Origin of the sequence: Pseudolysinimonas kribbensis, from assembly GCF_030161895.1 — a bacterium.
Taxonomy (GTDB): Bacteria; Actinomycetota; Actinomycetes; order Actinomycetales; family Microbacteriaceae; genus Pseudolysinimonas; species Pseudolysinimonas kribbensis.
The window spans coordinates 82,393-106,895 of record NZ_BSVB01000001.1; the positions used below are offsets into that span (position 1 = coordinate 82,393).

Consider the following 24,503-nt stretch of genomic DNA (forward strand, 5'->3'; position numbering starts at 1 on the left):
CTTCCGCGCCACCTCCCGGGTGCTGCTGTTCGACCCCGACGATCGGGTGTTGATGTTCCTGCACTACGGCAAGGACCGCAGCATCCCGCCGCGCTGGATCACGCCGGGCGGCGGCGTGGATCCGGGGAGGACCACGACACCGCGGCGATTCGCGAAGTGCGCGAGGAGACCGGGCTGGAGCTGGACGGCGTCCCGGCGCCCTTCCTCGACACCGACTTCGATCCCGACCAGCGCTGGCACGTGTACGACCGCGGGCACTGGGCCTGGTACGCCGTGCGTGTTCCGGCGTCGTTCGAGCCGCAGCGCGACGGATGGACCGACGAGGAGCTCCGCGACATGGTCGACTGGCGCTGGATGAGTGCCACCGAGCTGGAGGCCGAAGCCGCCTCCGCCCACGAGACCGAGCCGACCGAGCTGCCGGACCTCGTGCGCGCCAACACCCCACCGAAAGGGAATCCGTGACCCGGCTCGAGCACTTCACGGCGGCTGACGACGAGCGCACCCGCACGTGGGCGCGCGCCGTTCCGCAGATGTACCACGGCGCCGATCCCGATGAGACGCGGTTGAGCTGGCTGGTCGACTCGGCGGTCGCGGACGGCGCGATGCTCACCGGCGCCTACGAGGACGCACCGGGCGTGGACGGGCGGATCGCGCCCGTGGGCACGTTCGCGGCGGTTCCCGGCACTCTGAATCTCGGCGGGGCGCCGGTGACGGCATCCTCATCGCCTCCGTCGGGGTGAGGCCGACCCACCGCCGTCAGGGACTGCTGCGACGAATGATGGAGCAGTCGTTGCGGTCCTCCGCCGACGCGGGCGTGCCGCTGTCGATCCTCACCGCGAGCGAGGGCGGGATCTACGAACGGTTCGGCTTCGGCGCGGCGGTCTGGCGCGGTCCGCTGCGCCTCGACGTCCGCTCCGGTCTTCGGCTTCGAGCCTCCGGCAGGGGGTCGGTGCACGAGGTGGATCCCCACTGGCTGATGGATCGCGCACCGACCGTCTTCGAGCGCTTCCACACACGCTCGTTCGGCTCGGTGAGCCGGCGCGCCGAGTTCCTCGGTGACGTCCTGTTCGAGCCGACCGGCGATCGGCTGTCGGCGCTGGTCCGCGCCGCAGTGCACCTCGGCGAGAACGGTGAGGTCGACGGGTTCGCGTTCTACCGGCCCAGCACAGCGTGGGCGCACTCCTCGAGATCCTCGACCTCATCGCCCTGACACCCGACGCCTACCTCGGGCTCTGGGCCCTGCTCGGCAACACGGACCTCGTCGACACCCTCACGTTCGACGGCGCGGTGCTCGACGAGCCGATCCGGCACGCGGTCGTCGACCCCCGCACGGCGGCCGTGACCGGGGTGCACGACTCCCTCTGGGTGCGCGTGCTCGACCCCGTCGCCGCGCTCGGATCCCGCCGCTACCGCGGAGCGGTCGCCGAGACGATCGTGCTGGACATCCGTGACGATCTCGGACACGCCGCCGGGCTCTTCGAGGTCGACGTGCGCGGGGAGCGGCGTCGGTCCGTCGGGTCGAGGCGGCCGCTCCCGATGTGACCATGGACGTGGCGACCTTGGGCGTGCTCCTTCTCGGCACGGTCACGGCCACCGAGCTCGAGCGCTCATCGCGTCTCACGCTCGCGGGCGTCGCCGCGGGGGAGCGGCTCGACGCCGTGTTCGCGCCCACGTCTCCACCCCGGTTCTACTCGCAGTTCTGACCGCCGACCCGGCGCCTGAAGGGATCCTCATGACCGATCTGCCCGTGTACACCGCCGCCGATATCGACCCGACCGGGCTCGCGGTGGAGTCGTTCGACAACGATGACGCCGTGGAGCTCGGCCTCACCGCCGTGGAGGCCATCCGCATGTCCGGCAGGAGCCTGGCGGTGCGGATCGTGCTGCGCGGCGACGTCGTGTTCCAGGCGAAGCTGCGCAGCACGGGGCCGGGCAACGACCCGTGGCTCGCCGGCAAGGCGGCCGTGGCCGAGCGCTTCGGCGAACCGTCACTGCGCGTCCGCCGCACGCACGAGGAGGCCGGCACACCGTTCGCCGAGCGGGCCGACGTCGATCACGAGGTGCTCAAGGCGCACGGCGGCTCGGTGCCGATCCGGGTCGACGGCGAGGTCGTCGGCACGATCACGATGTCGGGGAGCCGGACGTCGTCGATCACCAGGTGGTCACCGACGCCGTGCGGGGCTACCTCGCGCGACGCGGCTGATCCACCGGCGCCGCCACCCGCCACCCGCTGCCCGTCGACCACGAAGTAGATCGAGGGGCGCAGTTGCGTTATGTCAGCAGCCACGGTGCGATCGACGAGGCGACAGGTGGCCACGGTCGAGGCCTCGATCCGGCGCGACAGGCCGGTCTCGGCGAAGTGGCGTTCAGGCGCTCGTCGCCCGCTCGTCGACGCCGTTCGAACCGGCAGAGGCATCGAACGGCCGAATATCGGCGCCTCGTGACCGGTGGAACGTCGATTCCGGGCCGCTCGGCGAAAACAGAAGGTTGCGCGAGCGTCACCCGATAATCAGTATTATGTCAGGAGGCCCTTGGACCGGTGCGGATGAGATTCCCCGCGATGTGGTTGTGGCGATGCGGCACCTGCGCAAGCTAGCGCGGTCCCGGTCGTATGTGCGAGTCGTGACCGTGGATCGGGTGAACGAGCGAACCGGCGAGGTTCGGGAGCGTCGTGTCCGGCGCCGTCACGCCTACCTGGCCGGACGCTCGACGGGCACCGGGTTCCTCTCGGTGAACGACGGCCCGTCGACGGCGCGGGATATCGCCCGGCTGCTCGCGGCGGACCGTGGCGAGCCGCACACCCTGGATGGCATGCGCGACTCCTGGGTGCTGGTGGCTTAGCGACGCCGATCGCGCCGACTGAGAACGGTTCTCACGGCCCATCTGATGGCGGCGGTGACGGCGACGAGGGCGAGCGCGATCGCGAGGTAGATCCAGTCGCCCCGCTCGACGGCGCTCACCATAGCGGGACCTCGATCACGTAGCAGCCGCGGTCGTCCTGCTCGGCTGGGCGCAGCTGTAGCTCGGCGTAGGTGTCCTCCCACCCGTAGGGGCCGGCCCAGCGGACCCGGTACATCCACGCGTGGGTCTGCCCGTTGGCGTGTCGGGCGGTCACGATGCCGCGCTGGGCGCCCTGCACGGGGATGCGGGGCTCGACGGGCGCGCCGACCTCGTAGGCCGGGCGCTGCATGGCCGGGGTGGCGGTGGCGTAGTCACCGCGGCGCCCGGTCACTGGCAGCAGTCCGTGTCGATGGCGAGGCTCGGGTCCTCCGGGAGCGGGTGGTAGGCGGTGGTGTGGTCGGGGTCCCCGCAGATGCCGCACGGCTTCGGCTGGTGCGCGGGGCGCGGCGCGTGCCGGATGTCCGGGTAGATGGGGCTGTAGTGGTCGTTCATGATCTTGCTCTCCTTCGCTGTTCGCAGCGATGCGGCTGCATCGCTGCACCCATGCCCCGGTGCGCGGAGCGGAGCGGCTGTCAAGGGTTCCGGAGGACGGCCCGACGCTGGGACTCGTGGAGCACAGGAACGGAGTTCCTTCCTGCACCCCTCCCCCACTGCCGTCTGTAGGGCCCTTGACGGGCGCGTAGCGGAGTGCAACGCCCACGCTGGGCAGAGACACGCGGACGGGGGTCCGTTAACGGGGAGGGCCCGTCAGGGGCCGGTGAGGGGTCCTCGAGAATTGGCCCTAGAACGGGGGTAGGACTCGCTGGGTCCGGTGGTTGCGCTGGCCTTGTCAAGTAATCCATAGTTCTCAGTACATTGCCTCGTGACTTGGCTGTTCGGGGCACCTAGACGAAGGAGCCCGCTGTGGCGATCAAACGGAACTTCAAGCAGCACCCGCTCGTGATCCTCGACGCGCTCGTGCTCGATGTGGACCGCGATCTGTTCGAGGTGCGCGACGAGGTGACGCGGCAGAAGACGGGTGAGGTCATCGACAAGGGTCGCGTCCTGACGGTGCAGACCGCGGGCCTCCGGGACGACGCGGAGGTCGAGGAACTGGTCGTCAAGGTGCCGAACGAGTTCGACTCGGTGGAGTTCGAGCCGCGGACGCGGGTCCTGGTGCTCGTGGACTACAACGAGTGGGACATGCAGGGCCGGCGCGGCACGTCGATGAAGTTCGCGGGGTTCGTGAGCCCGTCGATGGTGTCCGCGTGGGCGACCATCGCGCAGAGCCAGACGGCGGCGGTCCCCGCCTAGCGCGGGGTCTGCCAGCGTCGGAGAACTTGGCCGTTCCCCATGCTCGGATACATCTGTAGTTTCGTGATCCTGGCCCTCGGCGTCGGGTGGATCGGCGCTTTCGTCTGGGCGGCGCGCTCGTGAGTACCGACGAGGCGGTCGCGTTCGGGATGGCGAGCGGGGCGTGCCTGGCGGTCTGCTGCTGGGCGCTCGGCAGGGCCGTCGGCGTGCTCATGGAGTGGTCGCTGCGGAGGTCCCTCCGATGACTCTCGACAACATCTACGCGTTGGCCCAGGACGGCTTGTACCTGCTGCTGACCGCGGCGTGCCTGGGCCTGTTCACGCTCGGCTTCCGGCTCTCACGAGAGTTCTTCGGATGACGGCCGGGGTGGCCGGAGCGCTGCTCGGCGTCGTCGCGATCTGCTGGGCCATCGGCGCCGGCATCACCGCGTTCCGGACGGTCGTGCGATGACGGACACGGCAGTGCAGATCGTCTCTCTCCTGGTCGGGTGCTGGGTCCTCGGGCTCGCGGTCGGCGTCGCTATCAACCTCGGAAGGCCCCGGTCGTGAGGGCGCGGGGCAAGGTGACCGTGAGCCGCGACGCGCGCGAGGCGACGGGCCGGCCGAACGTGTGGCTGTTCCTGCGGATGTGTACGTGGGAGGGCATGACGCCGGTGGAGCAGCCGACGCTGCGTCTCGGGCTCGCGCTGTGGCGCCAGGGGCGTCCGCATCAGGCGCGCGTCGTGCTGGACCGGCTGAGCGTGCATATCGAGCGCGCATAGAGACCCCTCGGCGGCAATCCCGCTGCCGAGGTAACCGGCCCTCCTGGGCCACAAGATGGAAGGAGATGTCATGACCGATCCGGGTTATTCCTCGACGGACTTTGCGGCGTCGATCCTCACCGCGGCCACGGGGGCGTTGCCCTACATCGGCGGCGGTGTCGCAGCGGGCGTGGTCGTGTTCGCGGTCACGTTCGGGATCCGCAAGGGCATCGGCGCGCTCCGCGCCGTCGGCAAGTAACCGCCGCGAGTCCCCCGCTCTGCGCCCCGTCCCCCGGCCCCCAGGGGGCGGGGCGCACTGGCTCCCCGCATCCTCGACAGGAGAGAGACGCTATGAGGCGCACCGTCGCTCTGATCGCCGCAGCGCTGCTCGGCACCGGCGTTCTTCTGCTCGGGGTTGCGGCGCCGGCCGGTGCGTTGACTCCGCCGATTGCGCCGCCGGCGCTGAACGGGCTCCCGTCGGTGATTACAGGCGGCACGGCGGTGGCGGGCGCGACCACCGATCAGACGATGATGGCGGTGATGCTCTACCGCATGGCGAAGAGCAGCGCCTTTCAGAATGCGGTCCGCGCGCGGGCGGCGGGAACGGCTAGTTCGACCCAGGTCGCAGCGCTGACGAGTGAAGCTGAGAGTTACACGATGCCAGCGACGAAGCTCGCGACGCTCGGCAAGGCGGTCGGCGGCGCGACGGCGGCGCTCGGCAGCTATGAACTCGGCGCGCAGCTCGGACACGGCATCCTCGGCCTCGCTGGCGTCAACGCGGACGGCGCGGTCTGCGGCAACACGAGCGGAGTCGGTCAGGCGGTGGTGGGGTTCATTACCGGCGTTAACTGCGACGACTACAACTCGATCCCGCACGGCTTCGTCGCCAACACCGACGTGTCACCGAGACCGTCGGGGTGGACCGCGACGACCCTTTATCGCGGGTATGTCGCGCCGCCCGGAACGAGCTACTTCGGGTGCGTTCTCAGCGCGGTCACGGTCGTCGGCAGTAACGCGAGCTACACGTGCAAGGTGATCCCTGGATCGCAGAGGCAGACGTTGGATTCCGGCGTCGCGTTCTGCAGGAACACGACTACTCCGACGTCGTTTAAGCAGGTGAACCAGACGTACTCGATTAGCCCGCCAGTCGGTGAGAGCCCCGCGAATTACGCCCCCGGAGTAACGGGCGACACCTTCACGATGAGCGTCGCGTGCGGCACCGGCTACGCGCCGTATTCGATGTTCACGTCGTCCCCTGGGCCGGGCACCGATCAGGCGCAGGCGGATTATCCGGGCTCGTGTGCGCAGCCGACCGGATCCCCGACGCCGGTCCGTTGGTACGCCGCGACGGCTACGTGCGGCCCGGGCTTCCCGGGGACTAACGCCGACCCCGACCGGGTGCTTCGGTGTGTCATCGCGTACACGAGCGGGGCGACGTCACAGCAGGACTCGGCCGGATTCAGGGAATCCTCGGGCGTGCTGCCTGAGGTGTCGTGTCCTACGCCGGCGAGCGGGCTGACGGTGTCGAGCGTGTCGGTGCTCGAGGTCGGAGGCGGCGTGACGAACACGCTGTGGACGCAAGCGACCACCCCGGAGTTTCAGAGCGCTCAGTCGCTGGCGCCGGAGTGTTCGAACGGATCGTGCCTGCTGGATCTGAGCAAGAGCGGCGTGAGCTGCTTCCAGTCGCCGGACTCGTGCACGTCGTGGTTCTCCGACCCGAACAAGGCATCGACGTACTCGTGCAGCTATGGGACGCATGCGGTCGACCTCAGTGAGTGCAACGTCTATGCTCCGACGTTCACGGCTCAGGCGCGAGCGACCGGCAACTACTACGGCGACCCGGCATCGGGCGACACGCTGACGAACCCGGGCACCACGACCGGCGCGGCGACCGGTACTGCGTCGTCTAACCCCGATCCGGCGTCGTGCTGGGGCGCGCTGTCGTGGGGCGACTTCAACCCGCTGGACTGGATTTTGACTCCGGTGAAGTGCGCCCTCCAATGGGCGTTCGTGCCTGACGGTGATGCGGTCGCGGCGGACGTGGCGACGATGACGGACGCGTGGGCGGATACCCCGATGGGGAAGGCTGGCGCGATCATCCCCGCCTGGTCGTTTCACGATGTCGGGGGCGGGTGCGGCGGCATCACTTTCGACGTGTCATGGCTGTTCCCCGATCACAGCGCGCACTCGATGACGATCATGCAGGCGTGCCCGGGCGACGTGCTGGCCCCGGTCGCGTCGTGGTCGCGGGTATTTGGCGATCTGGCCTTCGGAGTGGCCGGCGCCCTCGCGGTTACGCGGTACATCGGGGCCGTGGTCGCGTTCAAGGGTGTGGGCGGGGGCGACTCGTGATCGTTCAGTGGCTGATCGACGTTGCGACGGGGTTTGCTGCCTGGTTCGCGAGTCTGTTCCCGGTGTGGGAGCCGCCGGAGTGGCTGGTCCACCTGGATGACCAGGTCAACCCGGTTCTCGACAACCTCGCCGGGGTGGGGGCCTGGGTCGATTGGACGTTCATTCTCGCGGTGGTGAGCGCGGTTCTCCTGTGCTGGGGCATCACGTTGTCGATCAAGGTCCTCCGTGCGGTGGCGTCGTATCTGCCGTTCATCGGAGGGGCCGGATAGCCGGCGGGTTCTGCCCGGGAGGTCGCGTGAGCGACCGGGAGGGCAGAACCCCCGTGAGCGGCCGGCCGACGCGAGGAAGGAAACACCGAGATGACGCGTAGCGAGAAGCGATCTGCACACGCGCTGGAGCGCATCGCTGACTCGATCGAGCCGAGCAGCCGCCCGCGCGACACGGCGCGCCTGGACCCGTCCGAGCGGCTGCCGCTGACGGCTCGGATCGTGCTCGCGGTCGGCGGTAGTCCGAAGTCGCAACAGCGCGCGCGGGTGGCCCGTCGCGCTTTCCCGATCCGCGCCTACGTTGGCCCGAACGGCGGCGGCAAGTCCCTCGCCATGGTGCACGACGTGCTCCCGTCGCTGGCTCGCGGCCGGCGGGTGCTCAGCACGGTCCGGATCCTCGACGCGGCGACGGACAAGCCGCATCCGCTGTGGGTGCCGTTCACTGACTTCGAGCAGCTGCTCGACGCTGAGCACTGCGATGTGCTCATGGACGAGATTGTGGGCATCGCGTCGAGCCGCGAGGCTATGCGGCTGCCGGCCGCGGTGCAGAACGTGCTCGTCCAGTTGCGACGCCGCGACATGACCCTGGGTTGGTCGGCGCCGTCGTGGGCTCGGAGCGACAAGATCATTCGCGAGGTCACCCAGCTTGTGACCGAATGCCGCGGATACTACCCCGCCCCGATCCGGGTGGACAACGACGGCCAGGTGCGGTTGTGGGCGCCGCGCCGGGTCTTCCGGTGGCGGTCGTTCGACACCCTCGATTTCGACGAGTGGACCTCGGGCAAGCGCGACAAGCTGACGCCCGTGGCGAAGCAGTGGTTTCGCGGTCCTGGCTCGCTCGCGTTCCGGAGTTACGACACGCTCGACGCGGTGTCGATGGTCCGTGGTGGCAATCCGGATGGGGTGTGCTCCTACTGCGACAAGAAAAAGCACGTCGAGTACTGCAAGGGCCACACCGCGGAGGAGATTGCTGAACTTACCTTCGACGCGGAGCACCTGCTCGCCGGCGAGCCCGTTCGAACGGGTGTTCACTTCGAGCCGGTCGCGGCGGAGGCTCCGGTGAGCGCGGGATGAAGAACGCCCCCACATGGCTAGATGCGGGGGCGTTGAACTTGGCCGTTCAGTCCCCGATGCTAGACCTCGCGCCCGCGCTGCGCGAGGCCCGCATGCTGTGCATCCCCTCGCGGCTCGACGTGCGCGCCGCGGCCGCGCTGATTCCCCGTCCGGAGCCGGTGGGCCTGTCGAGGTTCGGCCATCAGGTCACGAACGAGACTCCGCGCCGCTACGAGCGGCCCGCGTTCTTCCTCGATATCGCGCCGGGCCTGGTTCGGGTGCGCAAGCGACTTGTGGCGGAGAAGTTCGGCTACGGGGATGATGACGGTGTGGACGATTCCGAGGATGACGCCCCCACTCGCGGCCGGGTGACGGAGTGGTCCGAGCGCAGCCGCAACCGGATGACGGTCACCCTGGAATCCCTCGACTACGAGCCCATGTTCTCCGATCCGGGCCGCCGCGCTGCGATGGTCACCCTGACCCTTCCGGGCGTCGGTGACGACGGGGATCCTGACTACTGGGAGTCCCTGGTCCCGGATCTGCCGACGTTCAAGAAGATGGTCGATCGGTTCGTGCGTGCCTACGCGGTGACGTGGGGCGAGCATCTCCGCGGCGTCTGGAAGATGGAGTTTCAGCGCCGGGGCGCGCCGCACCTGCATATCCTCATGGCGCCGCCCGCGCGGGGTGAGCGGCGGTCCGTTCGTGTGCGTCGGGAAGGCCGGGGTGTGACGATCCCGAACCAGTCGTTCGTCAAGTGGGCGGGGTACCGGTGGGCGGATATCGTCGGAGCGACCGGGCAGGCTCGCCGCGATCATGAGGCGCGCGGGGTTGATCTGTCGGAGCGCGAGGTGGAGCGCTACGCGGACCCGCGCCGGATCGGCACCTACTTCGCGAAGCACGGGTCGTTCACCGCGAAGGACTACCAGAACGACATGCCCGCGCACTGGCGCGCGAAGATCCTCGCGGGCGAGAGTGGTGGCGGGAACTTCTGGGGCTACTGGGGTCTGGAGAAGGCCGTGGAGACGGTCGAACTCGCGCCCCGGCGTGCGGGTGCGGCGCGCCCTGCGGCGGTGCGGGCGGGCGAGCTGGAGCCGCTGCGGCGCCGCTCCCCCGAGGGGGACAGAACGGGCGTGGCCGTGGGAACGGCCATTATGTCAGTATGTAAATACTCTTTGTGCGTCTGATGCAATTACCGCATCTTTCGCGACCGGGACGATTTGCGCGAGAACCATCCCCTGACCTGGGGTTTACAAGGTCACGTTCATCGTCGATGACCTTGCCTGGCTTGGCCAGAGCCCGTGCACGCGTGGGCCCTTGAATGCGGCTTGACCGGGCATTTCTTGAACGCAAGTTGCGGCAGACGCAAATAATGTGCGACAGTCGCAACGTGCCCCGGAGCGTGTTCAGCGCGTGAAAGACGAGCGCGACAACGTCGTCTTCGCTCCCTTCGGGAGCGAAGCGCCGGATCCTGATCGCTTCATCGCGGAGGTGCTTAAGGGCTGGGAGCGCCAGCAGCAAGCGAAGGACTTCTCCCCCGCCACCATCCGCGTTCGTCGCAAGCTCGTGCAGCAGCTCATCGACTTCAGCGGCCACTACCCGTGGGAATGGACACTCGGCGACGCCGACGAGTTCTTCTCGCATGCCCGCGGCGTGAAGAACCTCTCTCACTCCACGGTGCGCAGCTATCAGACCTCGATCAAGCTGTTCTGCGACTACGCGACAGACATCCGCTACGACTGGAACGAGCAGAGCGCCCGCCTGTTCGGGAGCGTGTTCGTTCAGATCGTCACGGAGCTGAACAGAGTCACCCACTCGGTCCCGACCGAGACCCGGCCGAAAAAGCGACCCTTCACGCAGAACGAGCTGCAGCAGCTGTTCGATCTCGCGGACCTCGAGGTGGTGCGGATCCGTGAGTCCGGCCGACGAGGCGGTCTCGCCGCATGGCGCGACGCGGTCGCGTTGAAGACGACGTACGCGTGGGGTCTTCGCTCGAACGAGGTCCGACACCTGCAGTTCGTCGACTTCTCCCGCAACGGCTCCGCGCCCTACTTCGGCGATTTCGGCGTCCTGCGAGTCCGATGGGGCAAGCCGCCCCGAGGATCCGCGAAGAAGGTCCGTTCCGTGCTGACCGTCTGGCAATGGTCGGTGGACGTGGTTCGGGATTGGGTCGAGTGGGGACTGGAGGAGTTCGGAGATCCGATCACGGATCTGTTCCCCACCTCTGGCGGGAAGATCGTCGGCGAGTCGCATCTCTGGTCGAAGTTGCGCGCCCTGGTCGACGAGCTCGGGTTCCCGCCGGGGCTCGACATTCACTCCTTCCGGCGCTCCTACGCGACCCATCTGCAGTACGTCGAGAAATTCGACGCGACCTTCGTTCAACACCAGATGGGTCACGCGCACGTCTCGACAACCACGGGCTACACCCTCCCCTCCCCCGACTACCAAGTGCTCGCACTGAAGGCAGCGCACGAGCGCACCCTCGCGGCCGCACAAGCTCTCATCGATGAAAAGAGGAAGTCATGACCCGACGCGAGATCGACTACGCGTGGCACCTGCCCGAGCTCATGGCCCGGCGCCACATCCGGAAGGCCAAGGACCTCGCTCCCCTGCTGCAAGAGCGTGGCATCACCCTCACCGTCAACGCGGTGTGGCGGATCGTGAATCAGGACCCCGAGCGTGTCTCGCTCAAGGTGCTCGCAGCGCTATGCGACGTGCTCGATGTGACACCGAACGACCTCATCACCTTCACCGCGCACGACACGGCCACCGTCCGCACGAAGAGACGGGCCGGCTCCCGCGCCGACGGCATCCCCGACATTCGCGACCACAAGCCCGTGCGAGCTCGCATCATCGACGATGACCAATAGCAGCGGCCGCCCAGCCACCGGCGGGAACGGGTCGCGGCGCTCTCCCACGATCCAGGGGTTCGTGGAGCCTCGGAAGCGCGGCCGACCGCGAGCGGAGGGATCTCTCACCTGCGACCGATGCCGGCAGGCCACCCCTCGGATACGGGTCCGGTGGCCCGACGGCCAAGTCTGCGGAGCATGCTTCACCCAAGCGACGCACACCTTCGGCACCTGCGCCGGATGCGGCGAACACCGGATGCTGCCTGGCCGCTCCCCGAAGGCGACCTATGGTGCCGAAGCTGTGCCAGTATCACGACCGCGCTCACATGCGACCGATGCGGCCGAGAAGCCGAACGATTCCGCAAGGGTTTCTGTGCACGCTGCGCGCTCGAGGACGACCTCCGCGACATTCTTCGACCCGGCGACGATCTCCGCCTGCACCGCCTGGTTGGCGTTCTCAGCTCCGCCGAACGCCCCGAAAGCGTCTACACCTGGATGCGCGGAGCCAAAGCCAGAGACCTTCTGAGCCGGATCGGCGCCCGGAACCTCGAGCTCACCCACGACGCCTTCGATCAGCTGCGCGGCTCAACTGCGGCCGAGCATCTCCGTGCGATCCTCGAACACCACCGCATGCTCCCCCAGCGTGAACCACTCCCCTTGTCCGGTTCGAGACGTGGCTCACCGAACGCGTCGCGCAGCTACCCGACGACGGCACCCGCGCCACCATCGGACGCTTCGGCACCTGGCACCACCTGCGCCGAACTCGTCGCCGGGCCGACCATGCGACTGCGCAGCTTCAGACGGTCACGCACGCGGCCAAGCAAGAGATCACCGAAGCCGGAAAGTTCCTCTTGTGGCTCCGAGACACCTACGACGTCGGACCTGCCGCTCTGCAACAGGCGCACGTCGACGAGTACCTCAGCAGCGGCACCAGCACGCGCCGGCATATCCGGAACTTCGTGCGCTGGCTCAACCCCGAACAGCAACGCCATGGCGCGAACCGGCTCGACGCTCCCCGCCGTGCAGCACAGTCCGAGCCCCAACTCACCCAGAGCCAGCGGATCCAACTCGTCGTCAACTGCCTCACGCTCGAGCAGGTCACGCTCTCCACGCGCATCGCCGGCCTGCTCCTGCTGCTATGGGCTCACCCGCTGAACAAGATCGTCGCCCTCACCACCGCCGACGTCACTCTCGAGCCGGACGCGATGCACATCCGCCTCGGCAAGATCCCCACCCTCGTCCCCGAGGCGATCGCGCCGATGTTCTGGACCCACGTGCGCAACCGGGCGAACCAGCAGACCACCAACACCGGCACCGACTGGCTCTTCCCAGGGACGCGCGCCGGACACCACCTCCACGAGAGCACCCTCAGCGAGAGGCTTCTCGTCCTCGGCATCGACGGCCAACGCGCCCGGAATGCGACCTTGCGCGACCTCGGCCGTGAACTCGACCCGAAGAGCTTGATCAACACCCTCGGGTACGCCCCGGCCATCATTGCGGCCCACGTTGCCCGAGCCGGAGGCTCCGGCTCGGACTACGTCACCCTCCGGCGCCGCGAACTTGGCGACCAGGCGCGTTGATGGACGTTCAGCGGGCCATGATGACCTCGAGGGCGAGCTGTCGTTCGACGTCTTCGAGCCGCGAGATGAGTCCGACCGCATAGGGCGCTGCGACGGGATGGCCGTTGCTGTTGACCAACGCGACGAAGACCTGACGGAACGCGGTTTGGAAGGCCTCACTCCAACGAGAGATCTCCCCGCGCGCCCCGTTGACGACGAACACGAGACACGAGGCGTCCATCCATTGCTGACCGATCAGGTTGCGCAGAACGATCACCTGGTTGTCGAACGCAGCCTGGGCGTCGCCGGCGACGTCGCGCGCGTAGCTAGCGGCGATCCGAGTCCACGCAGAAACGTGATCGGGAAGAGCGACATTCGCGGCAGCGGCTTTGACCATCAACGCGATTTTGTCGGGAGCGTGCTCCGGGCCGCTGTGCAAGAGGGCCGCCGCGAGGCCCTGCGGCGCGTATTGCTCCTCACGCCCGGCGGCATCCCACACCCAGTCTCGGAACGGGACTCCGACCGTCCAGTTGCGGATCAGATCGACGTCCGCCGCGTCCGCATCCACAGCGTTGAGAGCGCCCGTCACGCGGAGACGCGCTATCAGGGTCGGCGTGCCAAATGTCAGGGCACCAGCTTCTCGGGCGACGACGCGCGTCGCGACGTCATCGCACCAGAACGGTAGACCTCGCTGCACTGCAAGATCCAAAGCCGTGAGCCACGGATCGTGCTCATCCCCGAATCGTTGAGCGACCTCGGTTGCGAACTGCGTGTTGCCGACGCGATCGGTCTGACGGAACCACTCGTAGAGGGAATTCGCGTTCTCGCGCTGAATACGGAGCTCGATGGGATCCTGAGGGCGGAAGGTTGCCGGAGCGTCTGGCCCGCTGGGGATGAACACTCCCCCGACCTCGCGCGCGAACGCTTCCCGCGCCGCGCCGGCGTCGACCATCTGCTGCGAAGTCGATATCAGGCGTGGGAACCGTGATGCGAGGAATTGTGCGCGGTCGCGGTCCAGAACGGTGAGTGTGAACAGTGCAGTGACGTCGACCACAACCCCGGAGGTGATCGCTGCATCGACTGCAGCGGACTCATCGACGCCTTGGATGAGGCCGGCGAATCTCGGCGAGCGATGCCCGAGATTGATGAGCTCGGCGAGTTGTCTACCTGTCGGCTTGGCAGCGACGCCGATCGGGAACAGGCCCTTCCTGAGCTTGTCGTTCAGCTCCTGCATCGCGGGATTGTGTTGGCCGGCGGCGAGCTCGTCCATCTGCTGCATGATCGAGGCCGGGTCATCGGGATCGACTTCGATGCGGCGGAACGCGTTCTCGCCTGGGTATTCACGCTCGAACTGGTCGAGCAGCTTGTACGGAGTGATGTCCGGAGACCGCTCCGTGAGTCCCTCCCCCATCGTCAGCGCGGCGACGGCGAAGTTTCGGACGTGCCGGTTGTCGGCGAACTTGGTGACGATCTCGAAGAACTCCGCCAACGTCGCCATGTCGTTACCGTGATGACGGAACAACAGCATCCACAACGTGGCGTCATCGGCGATCCGCGGCGTCGGCCGGTACGTCTTCCAATCACGGTAGGCCTGGTCGAGATCGCCCGAGTCGTGGCGTAGCCGGATCAGCGCCCACTGCGCGGAAGGGGAGTCCGGCCGGACCCGGAGCAAGCCTTGCGCGGCGGTCAGCGCGGCGGCGAAGTCGCCGAGTGATGACCCGCACTCAAGCTGTACGACATAGGCGTCGAACTGGTTGCCCCAGTCGGAGCCGCCGATCTGCAGGGCGCGGGATGCGCGCTCGATAGCAGCGCCGTAGTTCTGCTCCCCTGCAGCGCTCGTGCCGCGCGCAGCCACAGCTCGGCGTCGCCCCACTCTTGTGCGGCTTGCTCCGCAATGAAGACGAGCTCCTTGGTCTTGCCGATCTTCTCGTAATAGCCGATCAGTGCGAGCGACAGTCGCGGGTTCTTTGGAGCCTGCGCCCGAACCCGCTGCTCTGCTCCCGGAACGTTCGTGTAGAGCTCCGCGATCAGTTCGAGCTCAGACGCAATCCCGGGGTTGGCGCCGCGGAGTTCGTCCACGAACGGGTGCACATGACCGAGGATCGCGTATCGGAAACAGAGATCGGCCTTGTCCGATTCCTTCTCGGCTGCGTCGATGGCCTCTGAGAGCAGAGCCGCCGCGCGGTCCGCGTCGTCGGCGAGCTCTGCCTCGCGAGAGGCGACCTGAAGCTTCACCCATCTCGGTGTCGCTTCATCAAGCTGCTCGCGGGCAGCGCGGACATTCCCGAACAACGCGAGGAGCACCGCGGACTCACTGCGCACCTCGGGGTGATCGGCCTCGGCCTGGGTCGCAGTCGGCGGGTGCGAGAGATTCCACGCGCCTTCGTAGTTTGTGAGCATTGCGTAGGCGCGCATCGCTCGCGCGACGGCGCCTCCCGACGACAGCCCCCACCGCCGGCGCGCATCCCGGATCTTGAGCGCGAGAGCCAGGCCGGCGCTGAGATCGAGCGTGTGGGCTCCACGCATGTCCATTCCGCTGCGACGTAGATACGCCTCCACCGCGAGACCGCCAGCGCCGGTGTGGCCCTTGGTGTTGAAGGAGGTCGTACCGAATTCGATCAAGTCGTCGAGCTGGAGTCGACTCAGCATGAAGTCAGCGATCAAGGTCGAACGAATCGAATCCTGTACTGCACTCTGCGGAGTCCATGAGCGAGCGTCGCCAAGCCGTTCTTCGGGGTCGCCCGGCAGCACAGCCTTGGCGATCAGGTCGTCGGAGACATCCTCGAGGTAATCGACCGTTGCGGCCTCATCGAGATCAGGGTCGGCCCAGGTCAATCGCACCTTCCAGTACGCGATCGGCACCGCTCCCAGCTCGATCGCGCGTGTGAACCATGCCAAGGCTGCGTCTCGGGCCTCCACCTCGGAGCTGTACTCGCCGAGCCAACCCAGCAGTCCCGCGTGATCGGGTAGCCAGCTTGGCGGTGATACCGCCCACGACCGAAGCAGCGCGGCACGATCCGCGGCGCTGAGCAGCTCCCGCAGCACTCGATCCATCGAATCCCCGATCGACTCGCGGATCGCGACGGCGTCTTGCCCGAAGGACGGTGAGAGCTGGTCGACAAAAGTCCGCCACAAGGCCGCTCGTGCGTCTCCTGAGGTCGCCAACGCCTGCACGCTCTCGATCACCTCGTCATGCAGCGCGATCTGACGCTCTGCAGGCTCCGCCGCGCCGAAGTAGGAGCGACGAAGCAGCCGGAACAACTCCTGCTCCGACATCGCCACGCCGTCTCGGTTCACCGGACGGACCTTCTTCAAGAGGGTGAGCGCAGCCTGCACCTGGCCAGGTTGCTTTGACCGAATGGCGGCCTTCACTGGCTTCGCTCGGACGACCAACCAGAGCCGTCGCCGCGACACGAAGTACCCCTGCGCTTTGGCGGCCCTTCGCGCACCTGCGGCGATACGCCACGGGAACGAAAGGCGGCGATAGATCCGGGTACCGATACCCAGAACGGCGCCGGTCCCGATGTCCGTGGCGGCGCCGGTGAGTGGATCAGCCATTCGTCTCTCCGTCCAGCGTCCGGTAGATCGTCTGCCGACTCACTCCGAAGTAGGCCGCGAGCGAGGTAACCGACTCCCCCGAGCCGTGCCGTTCGAGGATGTGGGTCGTCTTCTGCGGCGTTAGCTTCGGGCGCCGGCCACCGGCTCTCCCCGCGCTCTTGCGGCTGCGAGCCCGTCCTTGGTCCGCGCCACGATCAGGTCGCGTTCGAACTGAGCGAACGCGGCCAGGATCGTGAAGAACATCCGGCCTTCCGGGGTTCGAGTGTCGATCGGCTGCTCGAGCACCTGAAGCTCGACCCCACGGGCCTCGAGCCATTGGCTGATCTCGAGAAGGTCCTTGGTCGAACGGCCGAGACGGTCGAGCCGCGTCACGACGAGCGTGTCGCCGGCGCGCAGCTGCTCGCGCGCGCGATCCCACTCAGGTCGACTCGCCCGCGTCCCCGTGAAGTGCTCGACGAAGACCCGATCCACGCCGGCGCGCTCGAGAGCGTCTTGCTGGCTCGACGGGTCCTGATCGAGAGTCGAGACGCGCGAATAGCCGATGCGGTGGGTCGTCACCCGCGCAGTGTCACACAAACGGACGTCATTGCCGTCGCCATTCGGACACGGCAATCGGACGCGCGGACGGCCAGATTGGTGTCACAATGCGATCGCGTCCGGAAACGATCGTTTCTAGGGCGAAAGTGGAAGATCGATTGAACGAATGAGCTCGCCCATCTCCTCCCGAGTTATCTCTCCTTCAACCCAGCGATCTTGAATTCGGTGCGCCTCATCACTGCTGCGGCCACCCGCGAGCCTGGTCGAGTCCCGAATCTCCGTGACGATGCGACGGCGGCGTGCCCACTCGGAAGGTTCCAGGAGATGCACCGACATCCTTCGATTCTGATCGCCTTGGCTCAATACGGCTAGCGGTCGCTGACTCGACGGCGCGTCGCGTTTGCTAATGGGAAGGTATAGTCCTAATCTCGCCAGGTGCCTCGCCGGTCTGCTTCCCTGCTCGAGCTCCGCATCCTCGATCGAGGTCTGCAGCTGGAGACACCGACTCATGGTTTTTACGGGTTCGCTCTTGCTCGAGCTCTGCGAGACGTCGAGGACTCGTCGTCGCTAGTCGGTCACGGGACCATCTACAAGGCGCTGATTCGGATGGAATCGGCCGGTTTGCTCGCGGCGGAGTGGGAGGACCCTCTCCTAGCTGCTGCCAGTAGTCGGCCTCGCCGCAAGGAATATCGGATCACGCGTGAAGGAGCAGCTGTTCTTGCTCGTTCGGCACGGGTCAGCAAGGACGAAGAGGCGGAACGATGAGCCCTCGCCGGCCGTCGTATCCGCGCGCGACGGCTCCTGTCCGTCACGGTCGACTCAAGCGACGCGGGATTGCTCGTTCAATCCTCGCTTTCGCCGGCGCCGCGATCGCAGTCGTCCTCGTGGCCGGGGTTTCGGTCGTCGCTGTCGCAGTCGGTCAGCTCACGACTGCGGTGACGACCCATACTGTGCACCTCGCAGGTCCGAAGCCACCGCCGGGGCTTGACGCGATCAAGGGCGAAGTGAACGTCCTCGTCGTAGGTACCGACACCCGTAAGGATCAAGCCGGTTTCGAGCACGAGCTCTCTGCGTCGTCAGGTCGCGGCAACAACGACGTGACGATCCTCGTTCACATCGCTGCAGATCATCAGTCCGCGCTCGTCGTCAGCTTCCCGCGAGACCTCATGGTCCCGATCCCCTCCTGCCCGAATCCCGCAGGCGGCAGCTACGGTGCGTCGAGCATCGCCATGCTCAACGAGAGCCTTTCCCGCGGAGGCCCTGCTTGCCCGGTCCTGACGATCGAGAAGCTGACCGGAATCGACATTCCTTACGCCGCGCTGGTGGACTTCGACGGCGCGGCCACGATGGCTGACGCCGTGGGCGGCGTGACCGTGTGCGTCGCAACGCCGATCCATGATCCCAACGTCGGACTCGACCTCCCTGCAGGCGAGGACACCATCTCAGGCGATACAGCGCGCGCGTTCCTCCGAACCCGCCACGGGGTCGGTGACGGCAGCGATCTGGGCCGGATCAGCAATCAGCAGATCTACCTGTCGGCGCTGGCGCGAACGATCAAGAGCCAGGGCGTACTCAACAACCCGATCAAGCTGTTCAGCATTGCCAAGGTCGCGACCTCGAGCCTGCAACTGTCCGATTCGCTCGGTCACCTCGACACGCTCGCCGGCATTGCCCTCGCCGTGAAGAACATCCCGTTGGCGAACATCGCCATGATCCAATATCCCGCCGGATCGAGCCCCCTCTATCCCAACAGAGTCGTCCCGGTGGCCGGCGTCGACAATCTCGTGAACACCGCGCTCCAGCAAGATCAGCGCGTCCAGCTCACCGGTTCAACCGGCAGAGGGGCGGTCCTCAGCCCAACACAATCCGCCGCTCCGACATCTCCCCCGACCTCGCCGCCACCGTCCCCCTCCCCCAGCGGAGCGCCAGCCCCTGTGGCACTCCCCAGCACCGTTCAAGGCCAGAGCGCCGACCAGCAAACCTGCTCCAAAGGTGTCACCGTTCGGGGATAGCCTGGCGCGCCGTTTTGTGAATAGGAAGTTAGCGTCCTATTCTCGCCGGGTGCCTCGTCGTCGTGCCGGAGTCTTGATCCCGTTGGAGCTCCGCATCCTCGAATGCGGACTCGAAATGCAGACCCCGACTGAAGGTTTCCACGGGTTCCTTCTCGCGACCGCGCTCCACGACGTTCCGAACGCTGAGTCGTTGATCGGTCACGGCACCCTCTACAAGGCCCTCTCGCGCATGGCAAAAGCCGGACTACTCGAGAGCCATTGGGAAGATCCATCAGTCGCCGAGGCGGAAGGCCGGCCGCGGCGAAAGTTCTACCGCGTCACCCCCGAGGGGGCCACCGCCCTCGCGCAGGCGCGCGCGGATCAGCCGTTGAGCGGGACGGCACCCGCTCACGCTGCTCGAGGTATCGCATGACCGCGTTCGCTTCGCGGGCCCCCGGCCACTCCCGCCGCCCCAGCGCCGAACCGTGGGTTCTCCGATGGGCGCGCTGGTACACCCGCGACCTCGATCAGCAGGTGCGTCAGGATCGCCTCGACGAGCTCACGTCGGACCTCTGGGAGCAGCGTTCGGCCGCCCGGCGGCGCGGAGCGTCCGGGGTCGGCGCAGCGATGATCGGACGCGCCGCCCGCGGGGCTCCCGGCGACCTCGCCTGGCGACACGACGAGCTGCGCGCCGATCCAGCCCTGCGCGGGATCGTGCGAGGCTGGACCCGAAGCGGCCTGCTCGCCGCGACCTATCTGATCGCGGCCATGACGCTGATCTTCGCCGCGCTTGTATGGGCTCGGGTCCTGTCCGCGGCCGCGCATCACCTGTACCTCCCATCCGCGACCACCCTCACTTCCCTCGGTGTCGCGGTTGGAGCCTGACCCGGTTTCCCGGACATCTTGAGTGAGGCGATGATCGTCTCGGAAGGAGTCCGTGTAATGCCTGCTGCTCACCCGCCGGAGTTTCGGCGTCGTGCCCTTGATCTGATCGCTCAGGGCAACCCGGTCGGTCAGACTGCTCGTGATCTCGGGATCAGCGAATCGTGCCTGCGGAATTGGATGAATCGTGACGCGATCGACTCGGGGCGCAAGCCCGGGCTGACAACTGACGAACATAAGGAACTCGTCGAGCTGCGCCGGCGGCTGCGGGTGCTGGAGATGGAGAACGAGATCCTCAAGCGCGCCAGCGCCTACTTCGCCAGGGAGAACGTGCTCCCAAAATAGGGTTCCGGTTGGTCCAGGAGCTCGCCGCGGACGGTGTTCCCGTCGCGGTGGCCTGCCGGTTTCTGAAGGTCTCGACGTCCGGCTATTACGACTGGGCGTCGCGTCCGCCGTCGCCGCGAGCGGTCGCGGACGCGCAGCTCACGAGCACGATTCGTCGGGTTCACCGCGACTCGCGCGGCACCTATGGCGCTCCGCGGGTGCTCGCCGAACTGCGACTCGGGCTCGGCATCCACGTCGGCAAGAAACGCGTCGCGAGGCTGATGCGTCTGGACGGCCTGACCGGGGTCTCCCACCGCCGCAAGCGACGGGGCTGGAAGCCGGACACCGCGACCCACGAGGATCTCGTGAAGCGCCAGTTCCGCGCAGATCAGCCGAACCGGCTCTGGTTCTGCGACATCACCCAACACCGCGCGAGGGACGGGTGGGTCTACTGCGCAGCTGTCATCGACGCGTTCAGCCGCCGCATCGTGGGCTGGTCGATCTCCGACCGGATCACCGCGGAGATCGTCGTCGACGCGCTCGAGATGGCCCGCTGGCGACGTCGTCCCGAACCCGGAACTGTTGTTCACGCGGACCGCGGAGCTCAATACACCTCTTGGCTGTTCGGCCACCGGCTCCGGCAAGCAGGACTCCTGGGCTCGATGGGCCGGGTCGCGTCCAGCGTCGACAACGCGCTCATCGAGTCGTTCTGGTCGACGATGCAGCGCGAGCTCCTCGACCGCTCGAACTGGACCTCGAAGACCGAGCTGTCGTCGGCGATATTCGAGTGGATCGAGGGCTTCTACAACCCGACCCGCCGCCACACCGCCCTCGGCAACCTCAGCCCTATCGACTACGAAAGGCTTCACACCCCCGCCGCAACCGCGGCATGATCAACAGATAGAACCCGTCCGGGAAACCGGGTCAGGCTCCGTTCCTCTGATTTGCACTTTGGTCGTCAGAGCGTCACGCCCATCTGAACACGTCGACCATACCGGTCAAGACTAAGCCTGTGTTCGACCTCGACCAGGCGCTCGTGGAACTTCGTCGCGGGCTCCTCTTCGGTGAAGCCGGCGCGCGCGTAGAACGGAGCGTTCCACGGGACGTCGGCGTAGGTGCGCAGCGTCATGCGCTTGTAGCCTCGGTGTCGAGCTTCGGACTTCGCAGCTTCGACGAGTGCGCGACCGTATCCGCGCCGCCCACGTTCCGGTAACACGGACAACTGCTCCAGATGCGCGAACCCGTCCTCGTCGAGGACGTGAACGAAGCCTACGAGCGCGCCCGATTCTTCGGCAGCGATCAGCACGAAGCCTGGTTCTGACACCCGAGAGGCGCCGACGGGCGCGGCTTCCCATGGGATAGACCCGAACCTGTCGACGAAGAGCTGGTCTGCACTGTTTTCGATGGTCTCGATCGCATCGAAGTCCTGCGGCTGCGCGGCACGAATCAGGTCGATCACGCGCCGATTCTACGAGAATCTTGCGAGCCCGCCAGCGATGGACCGGGCTGACGCTCGGCCGCGAAGAGGTGAGTGCGCGGGCACCTTCAGTGTGAAAACGGATAACGGTCTTCACCAGTATCTCCTATTGGAGGGGCGAGATTCCCCGCGACGTCGTTCTGGTGATGCGCCACCTTGGCAAGCTCGCGCGTCGACGCATCTGGGTGTGCGAGGTCGATCGGGTCGACACTCGCAGCGGCGAGGTCCGCACGCGGCGGGTTCGTCGGCGGTTCGTTTACCTCGAGGGCCGGTCCAGCGGTACGGGGTTCCTGAGCGTCAACGACGGCCCGTCGACGGCGGCGGACGTTGCCCGCATCCTGGCCTCCGACCGTGGCAGCGCTGACTCCGGCGCGCGACTCCTGCCTGCTCGTCGCGTAGTCTCCCGGCGTGGTGTCGATGGAAGATCACGTACGAGCCGGTCTGGTGTTCGCCGAGCAGATCGACGGGTACTGGGCGCTGAGCGACCAACTGCGCGGGCTGATGTTCGCAGGGCACGGTCCGGGCGGGGATGCCGGCCTCGAGGACGTGCTCCGGGCCATCGCCGCCCGCGCCACGGCGGCGGCCGATGCGGTCGCGGTCATTGCTCAGCCGCGCGACTCCTAGCGCCGCCGCGATCGCTTGTTGAGAGCGCGTGGCATGAAGTGCCGGATGCCGGCGGTTACGGCGACCAGCGCTAGCGCGATCGCGAGGTAGACCCAGTCGCCTCGCTCGACGGCGCTCACCACAGTGGGACCTCGACGGCATAGCAGTGCGTACGTGGCGAGGAAACAGGTGAGGCCTCACTCCCCTCCCGAACCCGACCGCACAGCAGACGCGAGTGACGTCAGCCACTCCGCGATTGAGCGCCTCCCGGGGTCGCTCAAGCGGTCTCGAAGCGGGCTTGACGCCGACCGCTCAGGCGATGTCGTCGCGACTCGGCGTCGATCGCAGTCCGTCCGCGTAGCCCCGCCAGTACTCGTCGCTGTGAGCACGGAAGAGTTTGTTCAACCGATATTGGTTTGCGATGCCGAGGTCATAGAAGCGTCGTCGTGGTTGGCGTCCGAAGTATGACCGCATCCCTTGGATCTGCTCACCCTTGCGACGGCCCTTGTCGTATTCGACGGTGGTCACTCGAACGACCCTCCTCACGCGTGGCGCCAACACCTGTTGGACCATCGCGAACCCTCGGCACGCGACATTGATGCCGTTTGCTCACGTTACCGGTAGAACGACTTCGTAGCGCGACAACCAAGGTTGACAACTGACAACCGCGGTTGTCAAACTCGGCGCATGCGAACAGTGCGTCCCGAGCATCGACAGCGCTTCGCGGAGTTGAGGGAGGTACGCGCCGCGGCTGTGAAGCATGCGCTCGAAGCCCGCGAGCTGTCCAAGCGGCGAGCGGAGATGATCGATGACCTGGTCGAGCTCGGGTACTCGCAAGCCGACGTGGCTCGCGAGCTCGGAGTGTCGCGCCAGTCAATACAGAAGATGCTCGCGGCCCGCTGAGCTCCGTCGTACGGGAGCTGCCGATCCGACGCACGGTGGGAAACGGATAACGCCCTGATCGGCTTCTAGCGCGTCTCCGCAGCTCTCGGTCGTCGGCTCGCGACACCGATGACCCCCCCGAACAACAGGGCAATCAGCAGCCGGCACGCCGTACTCCGACCAAGATCCAGGCAGCTGAGGCCGCGCCTACGACCCCCGACTGCCTTTGACCGCGAAGTAGATGATGACTGCGACGACGACGGCAACGAGGACCCACCCGGGGATAGCAAGCCAGGACAGATCCCATGACATCGGCATCGTGTCCTGACAATCGGTGCTGGTCGCGCAGGAAGCCGGCACGAGCGTTGTGTCGTTCACCTAGGTTTCTCCCGGGTCGGCCCGCTGGTTCGCGCCGGCGAGGCGCGCCGCTCGCGATCGGGTCGCCGCCGTCAGCTGAATAGTGCTCGCCCCTCCGAAAGAAGGCAATCGGCGCGCGTCCGGAAACGGAGTGCAGGATTCTCATCCGAGTCGATGTGCATCCAGGATCCGTTCGGGCCATCGGTTGTCCTCGCTCCCGACGAGCGCAGGAGGCCCGTGGGACCCGTGGACGCGATGACCCCGATGTACCGTCGACGTCACGACCTCGAGATCCCGCTTCGCTGAGGAGACGCCCGGATGCTGATCTACTCGATGACCGCGTCGGCCGACGGCTACATCAACGACCGCGCCGGCGGCATCGACTGGACGGCGCCGAGCGACGAGCTGTTCGCGTTCCACCTCGATCGGGTGCGGACGCTCGGCGGGCACCTGATCGGCCGGAGGTTGTACGAGACGATGCTCGTGTGGGAGACGGATCCCTCGATCCGGTCCGCTCCCCTGTTCACCGAGTTCGCGGACGTCTGGACCGCGCTCCCCAAGATCGTCTTCAGCCACGGCCCGGTGGACCTGCAGGGCAACGCCCGGATGGCGTCCGCACCGCTCGCCGACGAGATCCGGAACATGCTCGACAGCACCGATCGGGACGTGGAGATCGGTGGGGCGACCCTCGCCGGCCAGGCGTTCGAGCTCGGACTGATCGACGAGGTTCGCCTGTTCCGCGCGCCGGCTGTGCTCGGCGGCGGCACGCCTTTCTTTCCGCCCGTCGCCTCTCCGGTGGTCATGGACCTGGTCGAGACGCGGCGCTTCGAGCCCGGCATCGTCTACGAGCGCTATACCTCGGCTCGCAAGGTATAGTCCCTCGC

General features: G+C 67.1%; 37 protein-coding genes. 27 read left to right on the forward strand and 10 right to left on the reverse strand.

Annotation, left to right across the window (positions count from 1 at the left end; genetic code table 11):
• Window positions 1–93: 93 nt before the first annotated feature.
• From QQK35_RS00455 to QQK35_RS00485, 7 genes are all read left to right on the forward strand, one after another.
• Window positions 94–462: an NUDIX domain-containing protein gene (locus tag QQK35_RS00455; RefSeq protein ID WP_431311829.1), complete on the forward strand. Its 369-nt coding sequence runs from the start codon at window positions 94–96 to the stop codon at window positions 460–462.
• Entirely contained in the window at window positions 459–740 is a 282-nt protein-coding gene (locus QQK35_RS00460) for a hypothetical protein (RefSeq protein WP_284251994.1), read from the forward strand. Before QQK35_RS00455 ends, QQK35_RS00460 begins: the two co-directional genes overlap by 4 nt.
• Window positions 737–1,210: a GNAT family N-acetyltransferase gene (locus QQK35_RS00465; RefSeq protein WP_284251996.1), complete on the forward strand. Its 474-nt coding sequence runs from the start codon at window positions 737–739 to the stop codon at window positions 1,208–1,210. Before QQK35_RS00460 ends, QQK35_RS00465 begins: the two co-directional genes overlap by 4 nt.
• A complete protein-coding gene (locus QQK35_RS00470; protein WP_284251997.1) occupies window positions 1,171–1,542 on the forward strand; it encodes a putative GNAT family N-acetyltransferase in 372 nt (123 codons plus the stop codon). Before QQK35_RS00465 ends, QQK35_RS00470 begins: the two co-directional genes overlap by 40 nt.
• Before the next feature lie 8 nt (window positions 1,543–1,550).
• Window positions 1,551–1,703 carry a sterol carrier protein domain-containing protein gene (locus tag QQK35_RS00475; RefSeq protein WP_284251999.1) on the forward strand — a complete coding sequence of 51 codons (153 nt, stop codon included), beginning with the start codon at window positions 1,551–1,553 and terminating at the stop codon, window positions 1,701–1,703.
• Window positions 1,704–1,732: 29 nt separating this feature from the next.
• Complete coding sequence (locus tag QQK35_RS00480; RefSeq protein ID WP_284252001.1) at window positions 1,733–2,251, forward strand: heme-binding protein; 519 nt, start codon at window positions 1,733–1,735, stop codon at window positions 2,249–2,251.
• 385 nt (window positions 2,252–2,636) lie between these two features.
• Complete coding sequence (locus QQK35_RS00485; protein WP_284252003.1) at window positions 2,637–2,840, forward strand: hypothetical protein; 204 nt, start codon at window positions 2,637–2,639, stop codon at window positions 2,838–2,840.
• A 115-nt stretch (window positions 2,841–2,955) separates the two neighbouring features.
• Here QQK35_RS00485 and QQK35_RS00490 read toward each other — a convergent pair whose 3' ends face one another.
• On the reverse strand, window positions 2,956–3,231 hold the full coding sequence (locus QQK35_RS00490; RefSeq protein ID WP_284252005.1) for a hypothetical protein: 276 nt from the start codon (window positions 3,229–3,231) through the stop codon (window positions 2,956–2,958).
• The gene (locus QQK35_RS00495; RefSeq protein ID WP_284252007.1) at window positions 3,228–3,392 is read right to left on the reverse strand and encodes a hypothetical protein; all 165 of its coding nucleotides are present in this window, start codon (window positions 3,390–3,392) and stop codon (window positions 3,228–3,230) included. Before QQK35_RS00495 ends, QQK35_RS00490 begins: the two co-directional genes overlap by 4 nt.
• 411 nt (window positions 3,393–3,803) lie before the next feature.
• On the opposite strand from QQK35_RS00495, the gene QQK35_RS00500 reads away from it, so the two are divergent.
• The 10 genes from QQK35_RS00500 to QQK35_RS00545 all read left to right on the forward strand — a co-directional run bounded on the left by QQK35_RS00500 (window position 3,804) and on the right by QQK35_RS00545 (window position 11,470).
• Window positions 3,804–4,193 (forward strand): hypothetical protein, encoded by a 390-nt coding sequence (locus QQK35_RS00500; RefSeq protein WP_284252009.1) that lies wholly within the window; start codon window positions 3,804–3,806, stop codon window positions 4,191–4,193.
• A gap of 119 nt (window positions 4,194–4,312) precedes the next feature.
• Complete coding sequence (locus QQK35_RS00505; RefSeq protein ID WP_284252011.1) at window positions 4,313–4,438, forward strand: hypothetical protein; 126 nt, start codon at window positions 4,313–4,315, stop codon at window positions 4,436–4,438.
• A 299-nt stretch (window positions 4,439–4,737) separates the two neighbouring features.
• Window positions 4,738–4,953 (forward strand): hypothetical protein, encoded by a 216-nt coding sequence (locus QQK35_RS00510; RefSeq protein WP_284252014.1) that lies wholly within the window; start codon window positions 4,738–4,740, stop codon window positions 4,951–4,953.
• 70 nt (window positions 4,954–5,023) lie between these two features.
• Window positions 5,024–5,191, forward strand: coding sequence for a hypothetical protein (locus QQK35_RS00515; protein WP_284252017.1), 168 nt, complete (start codon window positions 5,024–5,026; stop codon window positions 5,189–5,191).
• A gap of 92 nt (window positions 5,192–5,283) precedes the next feature.
• Entirely contained in the window at window positions 5,284–7,284 is a 2,001-nt protein-coding gene (locus QQK35_RS00520) for a hypothetical protein (RefSeq protein WP_284252019.1), read from the forward strand.
• Window positions 7,281–7,553, forward strand: a complete 273-nt coding sequence (locus tag QQK35_RS00525; protein ID WP_284252021.1) for a hypothetical protein — start codon at window positions 7,281–7,283, stop codon at window positions 7,551–7,553. The genes QQK35_RS00520 and QQK35_RS00525 overlap by 4 nt, the downstream gene beginning before the upstream one ends.
• A gap of 90 nt (window positions 7,554–7,643) precedes the next feature.
• Entirely contained in the window at window positions 7,644–8,624 is a 981-nt protein-coding gene (locus QQK35_RS00530; RefSeq protein ID WP_284252023.1) for a hypothetical protein, read from the forward strand.
• Complete coding sequence (locus QQK35_RS00535) at window positions 8,621–9,787, forward strand: rolling circle replication-associated protein (protein WP_284252025.1); 1,167 nt, start codon at window positions 8,621–8,623, stop codon at window positions 9,785–9,787. The genes QQK35_RS00530 and QQK35_RS00535 overlap by 4 nt, the downstream gene beginning before the upstream one ends.
• 226 nt (window positions 9,788–10,013) lie before the next feature.
• Complete coding sequence (locus QQK35_RS00540) at window positions 10,014–11,126, forward strand: tyrosine-type recombinase/integrase (RefSeq protein WP_284252027.1); 1,113 nt, start codon at window positions 10,014–10,016, stop codon at window positions 11,124–11,126.
• On the forward strand, window positions 11,123–11,470 hold the full coding sequence (locus QQK35_RS00545) for a helix-turn-helix domain-containing protein (protein ID WP_284252029.1): 348 nt from the start codon (window positions 11,123–11,125) through the stop codon (window positions 11,468–11,470). Before QQK35_RS00540 ends, QQK35_RS00545 begins: the two co-directional genes overlap by 4 nt.
• A 264-nt stretch (window positions 11,471–11,734) precedes the next feature.
• Here QQK35_RS00545 and QQK35_RS00550 read toward each other — a convergent pair whose 3' ends face one another.
• Window positions 11,735–12,010: a hypothetical protein gene (locus tag QQK35_RS00550; protein ID WP_284252031.1), complete on the reverse strand. Its 276-nt coding sequence runs from the start codon at window positions 12,008–12,010 to the stop codon at window positions 11,735–11,737.
• 290 nt (window positions 12,011–12,300) lie between these two features.
• On the opposite strand from QQK35_RS00550, the gene QQK35_RS00555 reads away from it, so the two are divergent.
• Complete coding sequence (locus QQK35_RS00555; RefSeq protein ID WP_284252033.1) at window positions 12,301–13,029, forward strand: hypothetical protein; 729 nt, start codon at window positions 12,301–12,303, stop codon at window positions 13,027–13,029.
• 7 nt (window positions 13,030–13,036) lie between these two features.
• Here the strand turns inward: QQK35_RS00555 and QQK35_RS00560 are convergent, their stop codons facing one another.
• The 5 genes from QQK35_RS00560 to QQK35_RS20140 all read right to left on the reverse strand — a co-directional run bounded on the left by QQK35_RS00560 (window position 13,037) and on the right by QQK35_RS20140 (window position 17,613).
• On the reverse strand, window positions 13,037–14,536 hold the full coding sequence (locus tag QQK35_RS00560) for a PIN domain-containing protein (RefSeq protein WP_348534986.1): 1,500 nt from the start codon (window positions 14,534–14,536) through the stop codon (window positions 13,037–13,039).
• A gap of 158 nt (window positions 14,537–14,694) precedes the next feature.
• Window positions 14,695–16,344 (reverse strand): hypothetical protein, encoded by a 1,650-nt coding sequence (locus tag QQK35_RS19490; RefSeq protein WP_348534855.1) that lies wholly within the window; start codon window positions 16,342–16,344, stop codon window positions 14,695–14,697.
• A 214-nt stretch (window positions 16,345–16,558) separates the two neighbouring features.
• Entirely contained in the window at window positions 16,559–16,666 is a 108-nt protein-coding gene (locus tag QQK35_RS20135) for a helix-turn-helix domain-containing protein (protein WP_431311830.1), read from the reverse strand.
• Window positions 16,667–16,686: 20 nt separating this feature from the next.
• Window positions 16,687–17,124 (reverse strand): recombinase family protein, encoded by a 438-nt coding sequence (locus QQK35_RS00565; RefSeq protein ID WP_284252037.1) that lies wholly within the window; start codon window positions 17,122–17,124, stop codon window positions 16,687–16,689.
• Window positions 17,125–17,238: 114 nt separating this feature from the next.
• The gene (locus tag QQK35_RS20140; protein WP_431311787.1) at window positions 17,239–17,613 is read right to left on the reverse strand and encodes an antitoxin VbhA family protein; all 375 of its coding nucleotides are present in this window, start codon (window positions 17,611–17,613) and stop codon (window positions 17,239–17,241) included.
• On the opposite strand from QQK35_RS20140, the gene QQK35_RS20145 reads away from it, so the two are divergent.
• The 6 genes from QQK35_RS20145 to QQK35_RS00590 all read left to right on the forward strand — a co-directional run bounded on the left by QQK35_RS20145 (window position 17,539) and on the right by QQK35_RS00590 (window position 21,193).
• Window positions 17,539–17,868 (forward strand): PadR family transcriptional regulator, encoded by a 330-nt coding sequence (locus tag QQK35_RS20145; protein WP_425565017.1) that lies wholly within the window; start codon window positions 17,539–17,541, stop codon window positions 17,866–17,868. The genes QQK35_RS20140 and QQK35_RS20145 overlap by 75 nt on opposite strands.
• Window positions 17,869–17,987: 119 nt before the next feature.
• Window positions 17,988–19,115 (forward strand): LCP family protein, encoded by a 1,128-nt coding sequence (locus QQK35_RS00570; protein ID WP_284252039.1) that lies wholly within the window; start codon window positions 17,988–17,990, stop codon window positions 19,113–19,115.
• 115 nt (window positions 19,116–19,230) lie between these two features.
• Window positions 19,231–19,527: a PadR family transcriptional regulator gene (locus QQK35_RS00575; protein WP_284255559.1), complete on the forward strand. Its 297-nt coding sequence runs from the start codon at window positions 19,231–19,233 to the stop codon at window positions 19,525–19,527.
• Window positions 19,524–19,979 (forward strand): hypothetical protein, encoded by a 456-nt coding sequence (locus QQK35_RS00580; protein WP_284252041.1) that lies wholly within the window; start codon window positions 19,524–19,526, stop codon window positions 19,977–19,979. Before QQK35_RS00575 ends, QQK35_RS00580 begins: the two co-directional genes overlap by 4 nt.
• A gap of 30 nt (window positions 19,980–20,009) precedes the next feature.
• Window positions 20,010–20,321, forward strand: a complete 312-nt coding sequence (locus tag QQK35_RS00585; RefSeq protein WP_284252044.1) for a transposase — start codon at window positions 20,010–20,012, stop codon at window positions 20,319–20,321.
• An 8-nt stretch (window positions 20,322–20,329) separates the two neighbouring features.
• A complete protein-coding gene (locus QQK35_RS00590) occupies window positions 20,330–21,193 on the forward strand; it encodes an IS3 family transposase (RefSeq protein WP_284252046.1) in 864 nt (287 codons plus the stop codon).
• A 65-nt stretch (window positions 21,194–21,258) separates the two neighbouring features.
• Here QQK35_RS00590 and QQK35_RS00595 read toward each other — a convergent pair whose 3' ends face one another.
• The gene (locus QQK35_RS00595) at window positions 21,259–21,759 is read right to left on the reverse strand and encodes a GNAT family N-acetyltransferase (protein WP_284252048.1); all 501 of its coding nucleotides are present in this window, start codon (window positions 21,757–21,759) and stop codon (window positions 21,259–21,261) included.
• A 426-nt stretch (window positions 21,760–22,185) separates the two neighbouring features.
• On the opposite strand from QQK35_RS00595, the gene QQK35_RS00600 reads away from it, so the two are divergent.
• Window positions 22,186–22,401, forward strand: coding sequence for a hypothetical protein (locus QQK35_RS00600; protein ID WP_284252050.1), 216 nt, complete (start codon window positions 22,186–22,188; stop codon window positions 22,399–22,401).
• Between the two features lie 291 nt (window positions 22,402–22,692).
• Here QQK35_RS00600 and QQK35_RS00605 read toward each other — a convergent pair whose 3' ends face one another.
• Window positions 22,693–22,908 carry a hypothetical protein gene (locus QQK35_RS00605; protein WP_284252051.1) on the reverse strand — a complete coding sequence of 72 codons (216 nt, stop codon included), beginning with the start codon at window positions 22,906–22,908 and terminating at the stop codon, window positions 22,693–22,695.
• A 159-nt stretch (window positions 22,909–23,067) separates the two neighbouring features.
• Here QQK35_RS00605 and QQK35_RS00610 point away from each other — a divergent pair, with 159 nt between their 5' ends.
• Both QQK35_RS00610 and QQK35_RS00615 read left to right on the forward strand, forming a co-directional pair.
• A complete protein-coding gene (locus QQK35_RS00610) occupies window positions 23,068–23,283 on the forward strand; it encodes a helix-turn-helix domain-containing protein (protein WP_284252053.1) in 216 nt (71 codons plus the stop codon).
• A 654-nt stretch (window positions 23,284–23,937) separates the two neighbouring features.
• Window positions 23,938–24,495 carry a dihydrofolate reductase family protein gene (locus QQK35_RS00615; RefSeq protein WP_284252056.1) on the forward strand — a complete coding sequence of 186 codons (558 nt, stop codon included), beginning with the start codon at window positions 23,938–23,940 and terminating at the stop codon, window positions 24,493–24,495.
• The last annotated feature ends 8 nt before the right edge of the window (window positions 24,496–24,503 follow it).